The following is a 19,352-nucleotide window of genomic DNA, read 5'->3' on the forward strand; positions in this document are numbered from 1 at the left end:
GTACCGTGCTTTGGGCTGGTGCGCGGTTGGGTGGGAAATTTCAGAATTGGGGCATGCCAAACGCGGATGACCTTCTGGTTCTGAAGGCCTTGGGATTGACCAAGAAGTATGGGCGTCGGACTGCGCTGGAGCATGTTGACCTAGCTGTTCCGGCCGGACGCGTTATCGGGCTCGTGGGTCCGAACGGCGCGGGGAAGTCGACCCTGCTCCACCTGGCCACTGGGCTGATCGAGCCGACGTCCGGCTTGCTTAGGGTGCTCGGGTCGCGTGCGGCGGCCGATGCCTCGCATCTGGCCCGGGTGGGGTTCGTCGCGCAGGACACGCCCGTCTACAAGTCGTTCACCGTCGAAGAGCATCTGCGCATGGGTGCGAGGCTCAACCCGTCCTGGGACTCGGGGTTGGCCGAGCGGCGTGTCAGGCAGGTCGGCCTGCGTCTGGATCAGAAGGCGGGTGGGTTGTCCGGGGGTCAGCGGGCGCAGTTGGCGTTGACCATCGCCGCGGCCAAACGGCCCGAACTGTTGATCTTCGACGAGCCGGCGGCGGCGCTCGATCCTCTGGCGCGGCACGGGTTCCTGGAGAATCTGCTCGAGTTCGTCGCCGAGCTTGGGGCGAGCGCGGTGCTCTCATCTCATTTGCTCGGTGACATATCGCGGGCCTGCGACTACCTCATCGTGTTGTGCGGCGCGAAGGTGCAGGTGGCCGACGGAGTCAAGGAGCTGCTGGACGTCCATCACCGGTTGGTCGATCCTCCCGAGCGGCTGCCCTTGGGAGTCGAGGTGATCCAGGGCGAACCCGGTGGGCGACGCGTCATCGTGCGGGGTACGGCGGTGCTGCCCTGTCCGGTCGAGCCCGTCACGTTGGAAGAACTCGCGTTGGCCTACATGACCAGGGCGCTCGGGGCTTCGGAGGGACGTCGATGATCTGGTTGAGCCTGCGGCAGTTCCGGGTCCAGGGCCTCGTCGGCCTCGGGGCGGTGGCTGTGATCGCCCTCTCCATGCTGGTCCTGGGCAACGATGTTCGTGACGGGTACGACGCCTACAAGTCGGCCTGCACGGGCGCGGGCGAGTGTGTGCGGGCCAAGAGTCAGTTCCGCAGCGAGTACGAGAACACTCTGTTGTTCCTCGCGGCCGGGCTGGCGCTGGTTCCCGCCGTCATCGGCACGTTCTGGGGTGCGCCGCTGGTGGCCCGGGAGTTGGAGGCTGGGACCCATCGTCTGGCATGGAACCAGAGCGTCACCCGGCGGCGCTGGCTGCTCACCAAGGTTCTGATCGTCGGGCTGGCGGCCGCGCTCGTCTCGGGTGTTGCGGGGGCTTTGCTGACCTGGGCGGCCAGTCCGTTCGACCAGGTTGTCGACACTCGGTTCAGCGCCTTCGTGTTCGGCGCGCGCGGCATCGTGCCCGTCGGCTACGCGGTCTTCGCCTTCGCTTTCGGCACGGTAACCGGGTTGGTCTTGAAGAAGTCGCTGCCCGCGATGGCCGTCACTCTTGTGGGGTTCCTCGTCTTCCAGTTCGCTGTGCCGAATCTGGTGCGGCCCAACCTGATCCCTCCCGAGAGGACCACGCTGAAGCTGACGGCGCAGACCATTAACGAAGCGCAGAACTTGGGCAGTATCGGGGGCGGCGCCGTGATCAATGGGCTGCCCGTCCCCGGGGAGCCCGGGGCTTGGGTCGCTGGGACGAGCCAGATGCGGACTCGTGACGGCAAGACCCTCAGTGGCGGCACGTTCAACACGTGCGTCAACAACCCGCCGAAGACCGGTGCGGGTGGCACCTTCGGCGACGCGGCGGTTTGCCTTGGCAGGCTCGACCTCCACGTTGAGATCGCCTACCACCCGCGCGGGCGCTACTGGACGTTCCAGGCGTTGGAGACCTCGCTCTACCTGGCTGCCAGCGCACTTTTCGTCCTGATCGGGCTCTGGCGGATCCGGCGCCAGGCGAGCTGATCCGCCGTCAGTCGCGCGGGGGGAGGCCGGCCAGGGGTGAGGACCTTTGGTTGGAGGCGGCGCGGACCGCCGGCCAGTCGATGTGCGGGTGGGCGAGCAGGGCGTCCAGGTCGCGTTGCCGGTAGAGGTCGAGGGTTCCCGCGATCGTGTGGGCCAGATCCGCTGGACGCAGCCAGCCGGTGCGCAGGAAGTGCGGGAACTCGTCGCCTCGGATTCGCAGGTAGACGGCCGCCTCGTGGGCGGTCAGGAGGCGTCCGCCTTGCTCGGTTTCGGCGTGGCTGAGCCTGACTTCCTGGCGCCACTCCTTGCGGAGGTACCAGGTGCCCGCCGCGCAGGGGAGGGTGAACAGCAGGCCCAGGAGAGGGCCGAAGAGGAGGTCGTAGGATCCGGTGCCCTTGACCCATGCCTCGTCCTCCTGTCGCAGGGGCCAGGGGATGGTGCGTCCCTTCATGTCGACGAGCCGGGCCTGTACTCGGCGGCCCTGGCGGCAGGGGCCCGAATGGTGGACGCGGACGCCGCGGACGCGTCCGTCGGCCGCTCGGAAGTCGCCCCGGCACTTGGTGCCCTCTTTGCCGGACGTGGATTTGGAGGTCATGGTGACCGCGCCGGTGGGGCCGTAGTGGCCCTTCTCGGCCGCGATGCCGCGGAAGCTCTCCTTGCTCAGCAAGATCGTCGCGCCGCCGAGGACGGCGGTAAGGAGGCAGGCGGCGGCGAGGACCAGGGGATACCGCCGCGTCGACCGTCGTCGCGGCAACGGCCGGGGGCGCCGTGCCGGATCCATACCGTGGCTCATGATGGTTCAGATGATCGGTTGAGCCCGCAGGTTCCTTTGGGGTCAGGGGTTGCCCAGGTTGAGGTCGCGGCCGGCCACGTAGGTGCCGGATTGGTGGAAGTCGTTGGCGGCCACGGCACCCGAGTCGGTGACCTGGATGGGACGGATCTCGGTTGTGCCCTTGACCAGTTCACTCAGGGTTTCGGCGAAGTCCGGGTCGTTCTGGATCAGTTCGGCCAGGACGTTCTGGAGCGCGGCTCGGCGGGCTTCGTTTTCGGGTTGCTCTTCCGCGCCGTCCAGGATGGCCTCCTCGTAGGAGGCGCCGGTCACTCGGGTGCGGATGGCGCGGTAGAGCTCGGTGACGCGTTGGGAGGCGCTGTCGGTGGCCGTCTCGCCGATGCGGGCCAGGCCGCCCCCGGCGATCTGGCCCAGGTAGGGGACGAGGACGCCGATGGTGGCGGCGGCCAGGGTGATCGGTTCCACGGGGGTCCTTTCAGGGGAGGCGCAGGCCGAGACGGTTCAGGATGGTTTCGGCGTCGGCCCGGTGGTCTAGGGCTAGCAACGTCATCGCCTCGCCGTAGGGGTCGGCGGCGCGGCGGAAGCAGGTGAGGGCTTCTTCGAGGGTCTGCGTGTTCTCCGGGTAGAGGTTCGCCTTGGCCAGGAGGGCGTTGGCGCGGCCTTGGAGGCTGCCTATCAGGTCGAAGAACCGTAGGGACTCGTCCAGCAGGGTGGCGTCGCCGTGGAGGCGGCCTAGGCGGAGGAGGGCGGTGCCTTCGCCGTCGGGGTCGGGCACTTCCATGGCGGTGAAGGCGTTCCGTGCCTGTTCGAGCAGGGTCGCGTCCTGGCGGGCGGTGCCGAGGTGCAGAAGTGCCCAGGCTGTGCCGTAGGTGTCGCCGATTTCTTCGAAGATGCCCAGGGCTGTCTCGTTGTGGTGCGCCGCCTCGTCCGGTCGGTTGTATTGGCCGAGGATTCGGCCTAGGTGGTTGTGGGCCCAGGCTTGGCCCTGTTGGTGGTCGATCTGGTGGAAGAGGCGCAGGGCCTCGTGGTGGTGGTTTTCGGCTTCGTCGTAGCGCCATAGCGCCCCTAGGACGGAGCAGAGGTTGTTGTGCGACCACGCCTCGGCGGCCTGGTCGCCCGCCTGGCGGAGGAGATCTATCGCTCTGGTGAGGGTGGCCTGGGCGTCGTCGAGGTCACGGCGCCAGAACTGGACGTGGCCGAGGGTGCGCAGGACCAGGCCCTCGCCGTGGACGTCGCCCAGGCGGCGGAAGATCTCGGCGGCCTCGTCCAGGCAGCGCACGGACTCGTCGTAGCGATGGGTCTCCCGGTAGAGCGTGCCCAGGTGGGAGAGGACGTCCGCGCGTGTGGAAACCGGATCGTCGAGAAGGCGCAGCGCGGCCACGGCGTCCTCGATCGCCTCGGTGAGCCGCCGGTACAGGCGCAGGGGCCACGAGCGGGTGTGCCGCGCGACCGCGAGCGCCGCGGGGTCGTCCAGCCTGGACGCGGACTCGACGGCCAGCTCGGCGCCCTCCAGCCAGTCCGCCCAGTGGCCGCCCACCTCGAAATAGCCCGCGAGGTGGGAGACGACGCGCCAGGGGACGTCGTCGCGGCCAGTCTCGGCGGCCTGCCGGACGATGGCCATCAGCACCTGGTGTTCGGTGGCCAGGGCGTTGAGGGCGTCGTTGTAGGCCGCTTTGTCCGCGCTGAGACGGCCGTCGACGCCGACGTGGCGGCCCCATTGCGTGACCGTGCGCACCGACCAGGCCATCGCCCGGTCCAGGGCGGCGTCCCGGTCCGCGGGGGTGTCGTCGGCCTCGGCGCGTTCCTGGGCGAAGATCTTCACCAGGTCGTGGAATCGGGCGCGGTCCGTACCGACGGGTTCGATCAGGTGCGTGTTGAACAGTTCGGCCAGTGACTCCTCCCAGTGCTCGGTGCCGTCGACCGCCGCGGCCAGGTCGTCGCCGAAATCGGGGACGGCGAGCAGGCTCAGCAGGCGGAAGAGCCGTGCGGACTCGGGGCTGAGCTCGCGGTGGCTGAGGGAGAAGCTGGCGCGCAGGTCGAGGTGGTCGGTCCTGAGCAGGTCGAGGCGCTCGGCGGTCAGGCGCTCGGCGAACCGCGCCAGCGGCATCCGCCGGTTGGCCGGTTTGGTGAGCTGGGCGCCCGCCATGTGCAGGGCCAGGGGCAGCCCCCCGCACAGCCTCACGATGGTGCGCACCGCTTCGGGGTCGCTCGCGACGCGTTCGGCTCCGACGCGGGCCTCCAGCAACGCGAAGGCCTCGTCTTCGGTCATGCTGCCGAGATCCATTTCCCGGAGCCCTTCCAGCTCGGAGAAGCTGCGCCGGGACGTCATGAGCACCCCGCAGTCCGCCCGGCCTGGCAACAACTCCCTTACCTGATTCACCGAGGTCACACTGTCGAGGACCAAAAGTGTGGGTTTGCGCAGCTCGCCGTGGAACGCCTCGACGCGGCCCGCGAAACTGTCGGGAATCCTGCTCTCGGTCATCCCGAGTTGCAGGAGCAGGCGGAACAACGCCTCCGAGGCGTCCAGGTCGGGCAGGCCGGCCTGGCTCAGCTCCAGGAAGAGCTGGCCGCCGGGATAGTCCGGGGCGAGATCCTGCGCCACCCGGACGGCCAGCGCCGTCTTGCCGCTCCCCGGCCCATTGAGCACGTTGGCGAAGGGATAGGGATTGCTGCGGTAATCCATCCATCCGAGCAGGTCCTGCCGCTGGACCGCCCTGCCGATGAAGGTCGTCACCCCGCGCCGCAGCCCGGGAACCGGCCCCGGTTCCCTGACCGGGGAGGACCCGTAGAAGTTATTCACCGTGCCGATATTCGCGTCGCGTCCAGCGACGTACTCGCCACGCTGATGGACGTCACGTCCCGCCGACGCGCCGGAGCCAGACTCGATCGGATTCTCCCCCGGATTGACCATGGGACGAGTCTCGCGACCGCCGCCCCCTTTGTCCATCGAGTCTCCATAAGGCTTGTGGCACTCGGGACGAGGTGATCGTGATGGTGGAGCGGCGGGGTTTGACAGCGCAGTCAGGGGGCCTTCCCGGGGCGCCGTCAGTTCCTGGCACGCACTCTTGGGCCCGTGGTGGCAGGGGGGAATGCGGTAGGCGATACTCCCCCCATGCCCGGTTCCCCCCTCCGGATCGCCCTGGTGTCGGAGCACGCGAGTCCCTTGGCCGACGACATCGGCAGCACCGACTCCGGTGGCCAGAACGTCTACGTCCGGGAACTCGCGCTCGCTCTGGCCGACCGTGGTCACCGCGTCGTGGTGTTCACGCGACGCAGCTCGCCGCGGGAGGCCGACCGCGTCCGGCTGGCGGCGGGCGTCGAGGTGGTCCATGTTCCGGCCGGGCCGGCCCGAAAGCTGCCCAAGGAGGACTTGGCTCCGCTCATGGGCGACTTCGGTGACCAATTGGCTCTCCACTGGCAGGAGGACCCTCCTGACCTGGTCCACGCCCATTACTGGATGAGCGGGGTCGCCGCCCTCGCCGGTGCGCGCCGCACCGCGATCCCCGTTGTCACCACTTTCCATGCTCTCGGCCTGGAACGCATCGCTTATCACCCTGACAGAAATGAGATTCACCGAGAGAGAGAGAGAGAGAGAGAGAGAGTCGGATCCGAACGCACCGTTGGGCAGATTTCGGGCGCGATCATTGCTCTGACGCCCGAGGAGGTCGAATATCTGACCGGGCCTAACGGGGTTTCTCCGAGCAAGATCACGGTTGTGCCGGTGGGGGTGAATCTCGAGCGGTTCACGCCTGACGGGCCCGCGGCCGGACGGTCCAACCGGCGTGCTCGGCTGGTGACGGTCGGGCGGTTGGTCGAACGCAAGGGCGTCAAGGTGATGATCGAGGCGCTTGGCGAGCTCAGCGAGCGGTTCGACGTCGAGCTCGTGGTCGCGGGTGGCCCTCGTCCCAGGGAGCTGCACGCGGACCCCACGGTGCGGGCGCTGCGTGCTCACGCTCGCAAGCACGGTGTCGAGACGAGGGTCGAGTTCCTTGGACGTATTCCGCACGGCCAGGTGCCGGAGTTGCTGCGGTCGGCCGACGTCTTCGTCTGCGCCCCGCACTACGAACCGTTCGGCACGGCGTGCCTGGAAGCCGCGGCTTGTGGCGTTCCTGTCGTCGCTCCCGCTGTCGGCGGCCTTCGCGAGCACGTCATCGACGGGACGACGGGGTTCCTGACCCCGCCCGGAGACGTGGCCGGGTTCGGCTCGGCCGTCGCGGAGCTGCTCGGCGATCCGGAGAAGCGCGTGCGCATGGGCGCCGCTGGTGCGGCCAACGCGATTGGCTACGCGTGGCCCGCCGTGACGAACCGGATTCTCGCCACCTACGACACGCTGCTCAAACAGGGCTGAGCGGAGCGCCGGGGCCGGGGTTTTGTCACAGGGGCCTCTTAGCGTTCGGCGGCATGGCGGTTCATGAGGACGTGGCGGTTCTTCCCGAGTCCTGGTGGCGGGAGTCGCATCCGCGGCGGGGTGGGCGGTATGTGCCTGACTTCGTGGTCGATGCGGAGGCGGGGGCCGCTGTGCGGGCGGTCATTCGCGAGCGGCGGGGTCAGATCGAGGCCGTTCTGGAGCATCCGGAGACGGACGCGGAGCTGGCTGGGCGGGTGCGGGCCTATCTGGACGGGCGTCCCGACGCGACCGGGGCGGCGGGGGTGGCCGCGATCGTTCGGTGGCGCTGGTGGGTCCAGGAGAGTTCGGGGTTCCTGGACGCCTGGCTGGGTGAGCACGGGGTCGGCTTCGCGGTGGGGGCGGCTCTGGAGCACGGGCGGATGGAGATCGTCGAGCCGCCCGCGAATCCGAACGGGACCGTTGTGCTGGTGGCCTATGCCGGTGGCCCGCCGCCGCCGTCCCAGATCGGGATCCGTTACGGCTACCCTTCTCGTGAGCTGGACGTCGCCTCGCGGTTGCGGGCGCTGCTCGCCCAGGCCGGCGATGCGGATTACGCGGAGGCCGTCGAGAGGCTGGCCGGGTACCGGCGGACGCCGTCAGAGCGGCTGCTGGTCTCCTACCTCGTGCCTGGGGAGCGGGAGTGGGTGGACGAGTGCTGCCGGCAGGATCGTGGGTCCGGGTCTGTTGAGCGGCTGATCTGCTCGCTGGGGACGGCCGAGCAGGCACGGGCGATCGGGGCCGGGCTGGGGTGGGTCCGGTGGAGTCCGGGATTGATCGCCACACTGGTCGAGGGGGTCGGGGTGGAGGCGGCGGCGGGGGCGCTGGCGCGGAGCCTTGAGCAACGGCCTTACCAGGAGGAAATCCTTCTGGAGGCGCTGGCGGCGCTGCCGTCGGACGTGGCGTTCCAGGCCCTCGTTGATCGCGGCGCCGTGCGGGAGCTTCGGGAGGCTCTCCGGCGGTTTCCGGTGCGGGGGGCGCGGCTGCTGGCGCCCTTGGCCGGGACGTCGGACGTCGCCGAGGGTTTGCTGGTGGAGTGTCTGCTCGGTGACCCGGGGGTGGTGGATCGGCTACCTGAGGAGGCTCGCGAGGCGCTCGTGCCGCTGCTGGCGTCGATCGCGCGGATCGAGCGGGCCGAGGAGCTGCCCGGGGTGCTGGCCGAGCCGCCGTGGACGCGGCGGCGGGCCAGGCCGAAGGCGTTCGTGCTGGAAGGGCTGGCCGAGCCCGAGAAGTCGCTGGTTCTGTGGGAGCCGGGTGAGCGGGAGCGGTGGAGGCAGTCCGACCATCGGTACACGTATTACTGGACGGCGGGGCGCGGCGGCGATTGGGAGAAGGCCGTCCTGCGTGCTCGTGGCGAAGGGATGTCGGGCGCTCACAAGGTGGCCCTGTTCGCCACGGCTCCGGAGGAGGTCGTCCGGCCGCTGCTCGGCGCGCCCGAGAAGTGGTCGGGGGCGGGGGCGGGCGAGTGGTTGCCGACGCTGGTCAGCCGGTTCGAGCTGGAGGTGTTGCCGCTGGCCCTGAGGCTCGCCGACGCGGCGCCCGCGGCGGTGGGGAACGTGCTGCTCCCGTTCCTGGACGCCGAGGTGGCCTGGATGATGGCCGACTGGCTGGGGCGGCTCAAGGTGGCCGGGGCGGTGGCCCAACGGTGGTTCGGGCGGCATGGGCTTGCGGCGGTCCCGATGCTGCTGCCCGCCGCGCTCGACCGGCCGGGGGACGACCGGCGCGCGGCGGAGGGCGCGTTGCGGCTGCTGGCCGGGGCGCATGGCGCCGAGGCGGTGGTGAGCCTGGCGCGGGTTCATGGGGAGGAGGCCGCGCGGGCGATCGAGGAGATGCTCGGCACCGATCCGCTGGAGTTGCTTCCGGGACGTCCGCCCAAGATCGCGGCCTGGGCTGATCCCGCGTCGCTGCCGCCGATTCATCTGCGGGGGTGCGAGCGGATCCTGCCGGACGCCGCCACCGGGCATGTGCTGGCGATGCTGGCGATGTCGAAGCCGCACGCGGTGTACGCGGGTCTGGACGTCGTGCGCGAGGTGTGCGATCCGCGGTCGCTGGCGCGGTTCGGGTGGGCGGTGTTTCAACGGTGGCAGCTTGCGGGGGCGCCGTCCAAGGACAACTGGGCGCTGCATCAGCTCGGATGGCTCGGTGACGATGACACGGTGCGGCGGTTGGCGCCGCTCATCCGGGCCTGGCCCGGGGAGAAGCTGAGCGCGCGGGCGGCCACGGGGCTGGACGTCCTGGGCTCGATCGGGTCCGATGTCGCGCTGCTTCATCTGCACGAGATCTCGCGGCGGATGAAGTACAAGTCGCTCAGAGCCAGGGCGCTGGAGAAGATCGAGGAGGTCGCCGCCGCGCTCGGGCTGAGCGCCGAGCAGCTGGCCGACCGGGCCGTTCCCGATTTCGGTCTCGATGCCGCGGGTTCCCTGACGCTCGACTACGGGGCCCGGCGGTTCACGGTCGGGTTCGACGAGCAGCTCAGGCCGTTCGCCGTCGGGGCGGACGGTGCGCGGCGCACCAGCCTGCCCAAGCCCGCCGCGTCCGATGACGCCGTGGCCGCCGCCGAGGCGCGGGCGCGGTTCGCCGCCTTGCGGAAGGAGGTCAAGGCGATCGCCGAGGGGCAGATCCGGCGGCTCGAACAGGCCATGGTCACCGATCGCCGGTGGTCGGTGGCGGAGTTCCGCCGGTATCTGGTTGAGCATCCGCTGATGTGGCACATCGTCCGGCGGCTGGTCTGGCTCGCGGATGACATCGCGTTCCGGGTGGCCGAGGACGGTTCGTTCGCCGATGTGGACGACGGCGCGTTCGCGCCCGGCGACGCCGCGAGGATCGGGGTCGCGCATCCGCTCCGGTTGGGTGACGACCTGGCCACTTGGACCGAGGTGTTCGCCGACTACGAGATCCTCCAGCCGTTCCCCCAGCTGGGACGTCCGGTGTTCGTTCTGACCCCGGACGAGCGGCGGAGCGGTGAGCTGGCTCGGTTCGAGGGGGCGATCGCCCCGTATGGCAGGGCCAAGGGGTTGTCGCAGGGACGGTGGAGTGCCGGTGAGGGTGACTGCCTCGCCCGCCGGGCCGGTGACCACCATGTCGTCGTCGAGCTGAGCCCGGGGTTGACCTACGGGCGTCGCGGGGAGTTCGGCGATCAGACCGTCACCGCCGTCAGGCTGGCGGTTCAGCCGCGGCGGGCCCGGTCCCGCGGGGACGCGGCGCTGCGCTTCGGGGATCTCGATCCGGCGGTGGCGTCGGAGATCGTCCATGATCTGACGCGTCTCACGGAAGGCCCCCGATAGGGCCTTCGGGGTCGGCCATGGTGCGGTCGGCCCAGTAGTCGATGAGCTCGTCGGGGCTCATCCGGGCGAAGTGCGGTAGCGCGTGCTCGGACGGCGGGTCGGTTTCCCGGCGTTCGGGGTTCGTGATCGTTTCATTCGGGCGGGCGCGCACGGGCAGCTCCTTTCGGCGAGGTGTGGCTGCCGGCGGTGGGAACACTCTGCGGGGCCCGCGCCGCGCGCGCGAGGCTTATGGCTTGTCCCGGATGATCCCGGATGGCCGGAGACCTACTGGCGGGTATCCGGGTGTTTCGTCCGGTGGGCCCGTCGTTCATCCGGATTTACACTGACCTCACGCTGGACGGCATGGTCGCGTGCGCTAATTCACCGAGACGGCGAATGTGTCACCTGACCAGATTTTCTGGGGGCCAGGGAGGACCATGGTCGCCTACGGGAGCTTCGCTTGATCGTCTAGGACAAGGTCGTGACCAACAAGAGCCCGAAGAGCTTCGACATCACTCCGGTCATATCCCTCCTGAAACACAACATGGGCGTTACCGGGCCGGTCTCGTACTCCACCCTCGAACGCGTCTCCGGACGTCTGGAGCAGGAAGGCGTGCGGGTCGCGGGCGTGGCGGTGGAGCGCCTGCCGTCGTCGTCGACGCACGAGCTTCTGGCGTCCACCCGCCGGGTCAAGGCCCTGCGATGGGAGTGCGTGGCCTCGCTCTGGGCCGTGCTCCGCGAGATCGGCCTGGAGCGCCGCCGCGACCTCAGCCGGATGGAGACCCTGATGGAGCTCCGCCGCCGCTTCGACGCCGTCGGGCAGGACGCCGTGGAACCGGCCGGGTGGCAGCGGCACGGCGCCGAGCACCGGACGCCGGGCGTCCTCGGCGCCGCCCCCGGCGGGGTCGCGCTGAACACCGACGAGCACGAGGCCCTCACCGCGCTCCGCGACCTGGGAACCCTCCGGCGCGGCGACCGTGCGGGGCAGCACGCGGCCATGCGGCGGTTGCTGGAGGTCGTGCGCGAACGGCGCCATTCGGACTGGTGGCGCGAGTACGGCGACATCGTCCCGGACTGGTTCGGGCCCTATCTCAGCCTGGAGCCGATGCTGGAGCGGCTGCGGATCTACGCGCCGAGGCGGGTTCCGGGGTTGTTGCAGTCGCCGCTCTACGCGCGGCACGTCATCGCGGGCGACCACCCGTCGATCGGCGCGGACGAGCTGGCCCGCCGGGTCGAGCTGCGGATGCTGCGGCAGCGCGTCCTGCGCCGTCCCGAGCCGCCGATCTGCTGGGCGTTGATCAACCGGCAGGCGCTGCAGGACCCGGACCTGCCCGCGCCGGTGCTCCGTGACCAGGTCAAGCATCTGATCACCATGACCAGCTACCGGAACATCGTCGTCCAGCTCGTGGAGCCCGGCAAGGCCGACCGGATCCTGGCGACGGAGCCGACGATCCTCATGCGCTTCGCCGGGGCGAGCTACACCGACATGGTCTACCTCGAACGGGACGACCACGCCGGGTACCTGTACGAGGCCGACGACATCGAGCGGTTCTCGCTGCGGCTGGAGCTGCTGACGCTGTCGGCGCTGGATCCGGGCAACAGCGTCAAGGCCCTGCTCGGCCTTCTGGACTGGCTGAGCTGACCGGCTCCTGCCAACGGGTGCGGTCATGAACTGGTCTCTGATGTGATGGGCGGACGCACCCGGCGCCACGGAGATCAGCGATGACCCAGGACGACGACCGGATCAACACCAGCGTTCCGCATTCGGCGCGGATCTGGAATTACTGGCTCGGCGGAAAGGACAACTTCCCCGTCGACCAGGAGGCCGGGGAGGCGTACGCGGCCACCTATCCGGCCATCGTCGACCTGGCCCGCGCCTCCCGCGAATTCATCTACCGCGTGGTCACCCACCTGGCCGCCGAACAGGGCGTCCGGCAGTTCCTGGACATCGGCACCGGACTCCCCACCATGGACAACACCCACGAGGTCGCGCAACGCGTCGCCCCCGACGCACGCATCGTCTACGTCGACAACGACCCCCTGGTGCTCGTGCACGCCCGCGCCCTGCTCACCAGCAGACCCGAAGGCGCCACCCACTACATCGACGCCGACCTGCTCCGCCCCCAAGAAATCCTGAGCCGCGCCCGCCAACTGCTCGACTTCTCCCGCCCCATCGCGCTGATGCTGATGGGCATCCTCGGCCACGTCCCCGACCACGCCAAAGCCATCGACATCACCCGCACCCTCCTGGCCGCGCTCCCCCCGGGAAGCTGGCTGGGCCTCTATGACGGCGCCTCCACCGACCCGGCCTTCCTCCAAGCCCAACAGGGCTACGACGACACCGGCGCCGTCCCTTACCAACTCCGCGCCCCAGACCAGATCGCCGCGTTCTTCACTGGTCTGGACCTGATCGAACCCGGGGTCGTTCCCATCCCGAACTGGCGGCCAGATCCGGCCCATGTAGGAATCCCCGAGGTGGACGCTTACGGCGGTTTGGGCCGCAAACCCTGACTTTGGGGCCCTCGTTGCTCACGGTGCTGATCGGGCCGGTGACGAGTTGTAGTGCTTTTGAGGAAGGCGCGAAATGAGTGACAAGTCAAGGCTTGTCTTGAATCTCCGAAATGAGATCATCGACACATTCCAGGCACGTTCGTCCGGGCGGTGACCCCGTCCCGGCCAGCCGAACCGGGGGCCGTTTGATGACCCAGGGCGTCCGTCCGTTCCCAACGGGACAGCCGCCAGAGGCCGCGATGGCCGAACGGATCGGCGCACTGATCGAGGAATTGGTCGGGCGCCGGATCGCGGTCGGTGAGAACTTCTTCGAGGCCGGCCTCACCTCGCTCACTCTGGTGCGACTGCACGAGGCCATCACCGAACGGCTGGACATCGACCTTCCCGCCACCGCGCTGTTCACCTACCCCAATCTGGGGGCGCTGGCCGCGCACCTGAGCGAGCCCTCCGAACCCGCCCCCAGGGAGCCGGTGCGGGGCGGACGCACCGGGGGCAGCCGCCGCGAGGTCAGGGCGCGGCTGCGGCGGGATCGGGGGACGCCTCGATGACCGATCCGCTGGAGCCGATCGCGGTCATCGGCGTCGCCGGGCGCTTCCCCGGGGCCGCGGACTACCGGGCCTTCTGGGACAACCTCCGGCAAGGGGCGGAGTCGGTCACGCCGCTGACCGACGCGGCCATGCTCGCCGCGGGCGTGCCGGAGCGTGACCTCGCCGACCCGTCCTATGTGAAGGCCGCCGCGCTGATGCCCGGCGCGGACGGGTTCGACGCCGGGTTCTTCGGGCTGTCGGAACGCGACGCCGACCTCCTCGATCCGCGGCTGCGGCTCTTCGCCGAGGCCGTCCACGCGGCGGTCGAGGACGCCGGTTACGACCTGACCGCCATCACCCGGGACACCGGCGTCTTCGGCGCCGCCGGACCCGGCCGCTACCGCGAGGACGACGACGACGCGCGCGACCCCGCCGCCTTCGCGGCCGGGCTGCTCGATCTCCAGGGGCCCACCGCCGGGCTGTCGACCTGTTCGCTCGCCGCCGTGCATCTGGCCGCGCAGGCGCTGAGGTCGGGCGAATGCGGTCTCGCGCTGGCGGGCGGGGTGCACGTCCAGTTCCCGTATGGCCATGGCTACCGCTGGGTTCCGGGCGGACCGCACCCGCCGGACGCCCGGTGCCGCCCGTTCGACGCGGCGGCGGCGGGCGGCGTCACCGGCAGCGGGGTGGGCGTGGTGCTCCTCAAGCCGCTGGACGAGGCGATCCTGGACGGCGACCGGGTGCGCGCGGTCATCCGCGGCGACGCGGTCGCGCACGACGGGCGGAGGCCCGGCCGGGGCCAGGCCGTCGCGGCCGCCGAGGCGATGGCGCTGGCCGGTGTCGGCCCGGACGCGATCTCCTATGTCGAGGCGCACGGCGCGGGAACGGTCCGATCCGATGCCCTGGAGGTCGCGGAGCTGGCCCGGGGCTACGCCGACATGGGCGAGGCGCCCCGAGGGTCGATCCCGATCGGCTCGGTCAAGTCCAACGTCGGGAACCTCGGCGCGGCCGCGGGGATCGCCGGGCTGGTCAAGGTCGTCCTCGCCGTGGAGCACGGGCTGATCCCGGCCACGATCAACGTGAGCAGGCCCAACCCCGGGCTCGCCGACACCCCGTTCCGGCCCGTCCGCGAGGCGCAGCCGTGGCGCGGCGAGTCCCGCGTGGCGGGCGTTCACGCCACGGCCCCGGGCGGAGCCCACACGCATCTGGTCGTGACGGAGGGGCTGCCGCCGCACCTCGACCACGACGAGCGGCGGCCCCGCGTCCTGGTCTGGTCCGGACGCGACCGGGAGGCGGCCGCGACCGTCCGCGACTCGCTCGCGCGCCGCTTCACCGAGTCCGGCGGCGCCGACTTCGCCGCCGCCGTCTCGACGCTGCAGCGAGGCCGGACCGAGCATCCCGTGCGCGAGGCCGCCGTCTGCGCGAACGCGACGGAGGCGGCCAAGGCGCTGAGCGCGAACGAGGGCGTCGTCGCCGGGTCCGCCACGGGCGGCCCTCCGCACGTGGTGTTCCTCTTCCCGGGCAGGGACCGTTCCCGGATGCCGACGGGGCTGTACGGGACGCAGCGGGTCTTCACCGAGACCATGGACGTCTGCCTGGAAGCCTTCGAGCGGGAGAACGTCGATCCGCACGAGGGCGGCCCGGCCCTGGCGTTCGCCGTCGAGTACGCGCTCGCCGCCACGTGGGAGTCGTGGGGCGTGCGGCCGGACTCGGTGGTGGCCGAGGGAACGGGCACGCTCGTGGCCGAGGTCGTGGCGGGCGCGAAGAGCCTGGACGAGGCCGTGCGCGGCATCGTCCGCGAGCCGGACGGCCTGCCCACCGGCCGCGCGGACCGCCCGGCGGACGGCGGCGACCGGGTCGTCCTCGACGTCGGCGCCGAGGACGACGAGCGCGGCCTCCTGGCCGCGCTGGCCCGGCTCTGGGTGCGGGGCGTCCCCGTCGACTGGGCCGAGGTCGACCGCGACCAGCCGATGCAGCGGGTGCCACTGCCCGGCCATCCCCTGAACCGCCGGCGCCACTGGCTCGGTTCGGCGAGCGCACCCGCGCCGATCGAGACCGAGACCCCCAAGGCGGCACCCGCTCCCCGGGCCGCCGCCATCGCCGGGCTCCCCGAACCGGCCGAGCCGCTGCGGCCGCTCGGCGACACCCAGCACGCCTTCTGGATTCTCGAGCAGCTCGCGCCCGACAGCGGGGTGTCCAACCTGTGCATCGCGTTCCGGACGGTGGAGGCGCTGCGCTGGTGGCCGCTGCAGAGCGCGGTGCAGCAACTGCTGCGCCGCCATCCGGCGCTGCGGCTGCGGTTCCCCGAGCTGAACGGGGTGCCCGTCCAGCACCTGACCGCGCCCGAGGACGCGCAGATCAAGCTGGCGACGCGCGCCACCAGCGAGGAGAAGCTGGTCGCCGACCTTCAGGAGTTCCTGGACGCCCCCTTCGACCTGGGCGGCGACTTCCCCGTCCGCGTCGGGCACTTCACCCTGCCCGACGGGGCGAGCGTGGTCTGCCTGGTCGCGCATCACATCGTGATCGACGGGACGTCCCTGCAGATCCTGGTCGAGGAGCTCAGCGGCCTGTACGGGGACCTCGCCGAGCGCGGGGAGATCTCCGCCGAGCTGGCCGGGACGGCCCCGCTGCTGCTGGAGCCGGAACCCTCGCCGGAGGCCACCCGCTACTGGCTCGACCATCTGGACGGGGTGCGCCCCGAGGCGATGGCGCTGCCGGGCACCCGGCCCGCGCCCGCCCGGCCGACGTTCGCCGGGCGCACGCGGACCTGGGAGATGACGCCCGAGGCGCGCGCGGCGATGGAGGCGCTCCGCCGCGAGCTGCGCGTCACCGACAACCTGGTGCTGATGAGCGCCTTCTACCTCACGCTGGCCCGGCACGGCGCCGGGCCCGACCTGGTGGTCGGCGTCCCGGTCGACACCCGGCGCCCGGCCACGCAGAAGCAGGTGGGCTATGGCGTGAGCACGCTGCCGATCCGGGTGCGGGTCGATCCGGACGAGAGCTTCCGGGTGCTCGCGCACCGCGTCGGCGAGGCGTTCTTCGGCGGGCTCGAGCAGACCGGCGCCACCGCCGAGGTGGTGATCACCGAGCGCGGGCACGGCACCAGCGACTGGCGGGTGCCGCTGTTCCGGCACATCTACAACCACCGGCCGTGGACCGACGAGCGGATCAGGTTCGGCGGGCAGATGCCCGAGTACGTCAAGGACATCTTCGACCGCAGCCGCGTCGACATGCAGTTCGTCGCGGTGCCCAAGCCGGAGGAGATCCTGCTGCGCGTCTCCTACAGCACCGAGGTGCACGACGACGAGGACATGGTGGCCTTCGTCGCCCGCCTCCAGGCGCTGCTGGAGCGCGCCGCCGCCGACCCCGACCGTCCGGTGGGCGAGCTGGAGTTCGCGTCCGGGCCGGAGCGGGCCGTGCTGGACGCCGCCAACGGCACCGACCGCGACTGGGGTGCCCCCGAGACGCTCGCCGAGGCGATCGCGGCACGGACCGGCGCGGAGACGGCCGTCGTCGACGGCGAGCTGCGGCTGAGCTACCACGACCTGCTCGCCAGGGCCGTGGCGATCCGCGACGCGCTCCGCTCGCGGGGCGTCCGGCGGGGCGACATCGTGGCGCTGGCCCTGGGACGTTCGGCGTCCCTGGCGTCGGCCGTGCTCGGCGTGTGGGCGGCGGGGGCGAGCTACCTGCCGCTGGACGCGCACCACCCGGCGATGCGGCTGGCCTACCAGGTCGAGGACGCCGACGCCCGGCTCGTCCTGGTCGCCGACGAGGGCACGGCGCACTCCGCCTGGTCGGGGGGACGGTCCGTCGTCGCCGTCCGCGACCTGCCGCCCGGCGACACCGCGACGCTCCTGGACCAGGGGCCGCCGGACCCGGGCGACACCGCCTACGTCATCTACACCTCGGGCTCGACCGGACGGCCCAAGGGCGTCGCGGTCACCCATGGCAACCTGGCCAACCTCGTGCGCGACTTCGCCGATCGCCTGCCGGTCGAGGCTTCGGCGGGCGTGCTCTGGTCGACCACCCCGGCGTTCGACATCTCGGCCTTGGAGCTCTTCCTGCCGCTGCTGACCGGCGGGCGGCTCGTGGTCGCCTCCGACGAGGCGCAGCTGCGGCCGCGCGTGTTCCTCGACCTCATCCGGGACCAGGACGTCTCGGTCGTCCAGGCGACGCCGACGGCCTGGCGCATGACCGTCCCGGAGGTGGACGGCGAGCTGGCGGGCCGGACCGTGCTGTGCGGCGGCGAGCCGATGCCCGCGACGCTGGCCCGCGACCTGCTCGCGCGCGGATGCCGGTTGTTCAACGTGTACGGGCCGACCGAGACGACGATCTGGTCGACCGCCGCCGAGCTGAGCGGGTCGCCGGAGGACCCGGTGCCGATCGGACGGCCGCTGGCGAACACGCGGGTATTCGTCCTCGACGCGCGCGGGCAGGAGCTGCCGCCCGGGGTGCCCGGTGAACTGTGCATCGCCGGTGCCGGGGTGGCCGTCGGCTACCTCGGACGGCCGGAGCTGACCGCCGAGCGGTTCGGGACGCATCCGCGCCACGGGCGCTTCTACCGCACCGGCGACCTGGCGCGGCTGCGGCACGACGGGACGCTGGAGATGCTGGGCCGCTCCGACCGGCAGGTCAAGCTGCGCGGCCACCGCATCGAGCTGGGCGAGGTCGAGGCCGCCCTGCACGAGCACCACAAGGTGCGCCTGGCGGCGGTGACGCTGGCGGGCGACCCGCAGACCGACGGGCGGCTGGTCGCGTTCGTGCAGCCCGACACCGGCACCGGCGGGCAGGGGACCCTGCGCGACGAGCTCTGGCGGCACGCCCGCACGCGGCTGCCCGACTACGCCGTCCCGTCGGCCATCGTGGTCGTCGACCGGATCCCGATCACGCCCAATGGGAAGATCGCCTACCGGGAGCTGCTGGAGACGGCGGCGCCCCAGCACGCCGCGCCCGCCGTGGCCACCGGCGGCGATCCCGAGCTCACCGAGCGGCTGGTCGGCCTGTGGCGCGAGACGCTCGGACGGCCGGAGCTCGGCGCGCACGACAACTTCTTCCTCAACGGCGGGCATTCGATCCTGGCCGTGGGGCTGACCACCCGGCTGGAGGAGATCACCGGCGATCCCGTGGCGGTTCCCGTGATCTTCCAGTACCCGACCCCGGCCGAGCTCTCGGCCCACCTGGCGGCACCTGGAGCGGCCGGATGATGTTCGTCCCGATCGAACGGCGCGAGGGCGCCGAGGCGGAGCTGGTGGTGTTCCCGCACGCGGGCGGCGGACCGGCCTCCCCGGCACCGCTGGCGCCGCTGCTGCCGCCCGGCGTCGAGCCGTGGGCGGTGAACCTGCCCGGCCGCCAGGCCCGGCTGGCCGAACCGCCGCGGACCGACCTCGCGGCGCTGGTGGAGGAGCTGGCCGACGAGCTCGCCGGGCACGGGCCGCGCCCCCGCGCGCTGTTCGGGTATTGCAGCGGCGCCATGCTGGCCTACCTGGTCTGCCGCCGGCTCGACGCGCTGGGCCGACCACCGGCCCGGCTGATCGTCGGCTCGTTCGCCGCGCCGGACGTGGCGGTGTTCCTGCGGCGGCTGCACACGCTCCCGTCCGCGCTGTTCTGGGAGCGCCTGATCGACTACGGCGGCGTCCCGGCGGAGCTGGCCGAGCGGCACGAGCTGCGGCCGATCCTGGAACCCGCGCTGCGGGCCGACTTCGGCCTGCTCGCCGGGTACCGGCACGATCCCGGCCCGCCGATGTCCGTGCCGATCACCGTGCTGTACGGCCGCCACGACACCTCGCTGGACCGGGGCGGCCTGCTCGGCTGGCGCAGGCAGAGCGTCCGGCGCCCGGTCCTGCGGGAACTGGACGCCTCGCACTGGCTGATGGAGGACGCCCCGGCCGAGCTGGCCGCCGCGCTCGCCGAGGACCTGGCCGAACGCGTCGCCTAAACG

General features: G+C 71.4%; 13 protein-coding genes. 9 read left to right on the forward strand and 4 right to left on the reverse strand.

Features of this window, described 5'->3' with window-relative positions:
* The first annotated feature begins 53 nt into the window (after positions 1-53).
* A complete protein-coding gene (locus tag ACQPY4_RS39715) occupies positions 54-920 on the forward strand; it encodes an ABC transporter ATP-binding protein (RefSeq protein WP_433330195.1) in 867 nt (288 codons plus the stop codon).
* A complete protein-coding gene (locus ACQPY4_RS39720) occupies positions 917-1,942 on the forward strand; it encodes an ABC transporter permease subunit (RefSeq protein WP_433330197.1) in 1,026 nt (341 codons plus the stop codon). The genes ACQPY4_RS39715 and ACQPY4_RS39720 overlap by 4 nt, the downstream gene beginning before the upstream one ends.
* Positions 1,943-1,949: 7 nt before the next feature.
* Here the strand turns inward: ACQPY4_RS39720 and ACQPY4_RS39725 are convergent, their stop codons facing one another.
* From ACQPY4_RS39725 to ACQPY4_RS39735, 3 genes are read right to left on the reverse strand one after another with little or no spacing between them, the layout of a single operon-like run.
* Entirely contained in the window at positions 1,950-2,735 is a 786-nt protein-coding gene (locus tag ACQPY4_RS39725; RefSeq protein ID WP_433330198.1) for a hypothetical protein, read from the reverse strand.
* Between the two features lie 42 nt (positions 2,736-2,777).
* Positions 2,778-3,197, reverse strand: a complete 420-nt coding sequence (locus ACQPY4_RS39730; RefSeq protein WP_433330200.1) for a hypothetical protein — start codon at positions 3,195-3,197, stop codon at positions 2,778-2,780.
* 10 nt (positions 3,198-3,207) lie between these two features.
* Entirely contained in the window at positions 3,208-5,532 is a 2,325-nt protein-coding gene (locus tag ACQPY4_RS39735; RefSeq protein WP_433330202.1) for an ATP-binding protein, read from the reverse strand.
* 363 nt (positions 5,533-5,895) lie between these two features.
* Here ACQPY4_RS39735 and ACQPY4_RS39740 point away from each other — a divergent pair, with 363 nt between their 5' ends.
* Entirely contained in the window at positions 5,896-7,080 is a 1,185-nt protein-coding gene (locus tag ACQPY4_RS39740) for a glycosyltransferase (RefSeq protein WP_433330204.1), read from the forward strand.
* Between the two features lie 53 nt (positions 7,081-7,133).
* A complete protein-coding gene (locus ACQPY4_RS39745; RefSeq protein WP_433330206.1) occupies positions 7,134-10,400 on the forward strand; it encodes a DUF4132 domain-containing protein in 3,267 nt (1,088 codons plus the stop codon).
* On the opposite strand, the gene ACQPY4_RS39750 is transcribed toward ACQPY4_RS39745, so the two are convergent.
* Positions 10,381-10,551: a hypothetical protein gene (locus ACQPY4_RS39750; protein ID WP_433330208.1), complete on the reverse strand. Its 171-nt coding sequence runs from the start codon at positions 10,549-10,551 to the stop codon at positions 10,381-10,383. The genes ACQPY4_RS39745 and ACQPY4_RS39750 overlap by 20 nt on opposite strands.
* Before the next feature lie 309 nt (positions 10,552-10,860).
* Here ACQPY4_RS39750 and ACQPY4_RS39755 point away from each other — a divergent pair, with 309 nt between their 5' ends.
* The 5 genes from ACQPY4_RS39755 to ACQPY4_RS39775 all read left to right on the forward strand — a co-directional run bounded on the left by ACQPY4_RS39755 (position 10,861) and on the right by ACQPY4_RS39775 (position 19,349).
* The gene (locus ACQPY4_RS39755) at positions 10,861-12,021 is read left to right on the forward strand and encodes a DUF5753 domain-containing protein (protein ID WP_433330210.1); all 1,161 of its coding nucleotides are present in this window, start codon (positions 10,861-10,863) and stop codon (positions 12,019-12,021) included.
* Positions 12,022-12,101: 80 nt separating this feature from the next.
* Positions 12,102-12,890: an SAM-dependent methyltransferase gene (locus ACQPY4_RS39760; protein WP_433330212.1), complete on the forward strand. Its 789-nt coding sequence runs from the start codon at positions 12,102-12,104 to the stop codon at positions 12,888-12,890.
* Positions 12,891-13,129: 239 nt separating this feature from the next.
* A complete protein-coding gene (locus ACQPY4_RS39765) occupies positions 13,130-13,438 on the forward strand; it encodes an acyl carrier protein (protein ID WP_433330214.1) in 309 nt (102 codons plus the stop codon).
* The gene (locus ACQPY4_RS39770) at positions 13,435-18,618 is read left to right on the forward strand and encodes an amino acid adenylation domain-containing protein (RefSeq protein WP_433330216.1); all 5,184 of its coding nucleotides are present in this window, start codon (positions 13,435-13,437) and stop codon (positions 18,616-18,618) included. Before ACQPY4_RS39765 ends, ACQPY4_RS39770 begins: the two co-directional genes overlap by 4 nt.
* A complete protein-coding gene (locus ACQPY4_RS39775) occupies positions 18,615-19,349 on the forward strand; it encodes a thioesterase II family protein (RefSeq protein ID WP_433330218.1) in 735 nt (244 codons plus the stop codon). Before ACQPY4_RS39770 ends, ACQPY4_RS39775 begins: the two co-directional genes overlap by 4 nt.
* Positions 19,350-19,352: the final 3 nt, after the last annotated feature.

Origin of the sequence: Spirillospora sp. CA-294931, from assembly GCF_050946795.1 — a bacterium.
Classification (GTDB): Bacteria; Actinomycetota; Actinomycetes; order Streptosporangiales; family Streptosporangiaceae; genus Spirillospora.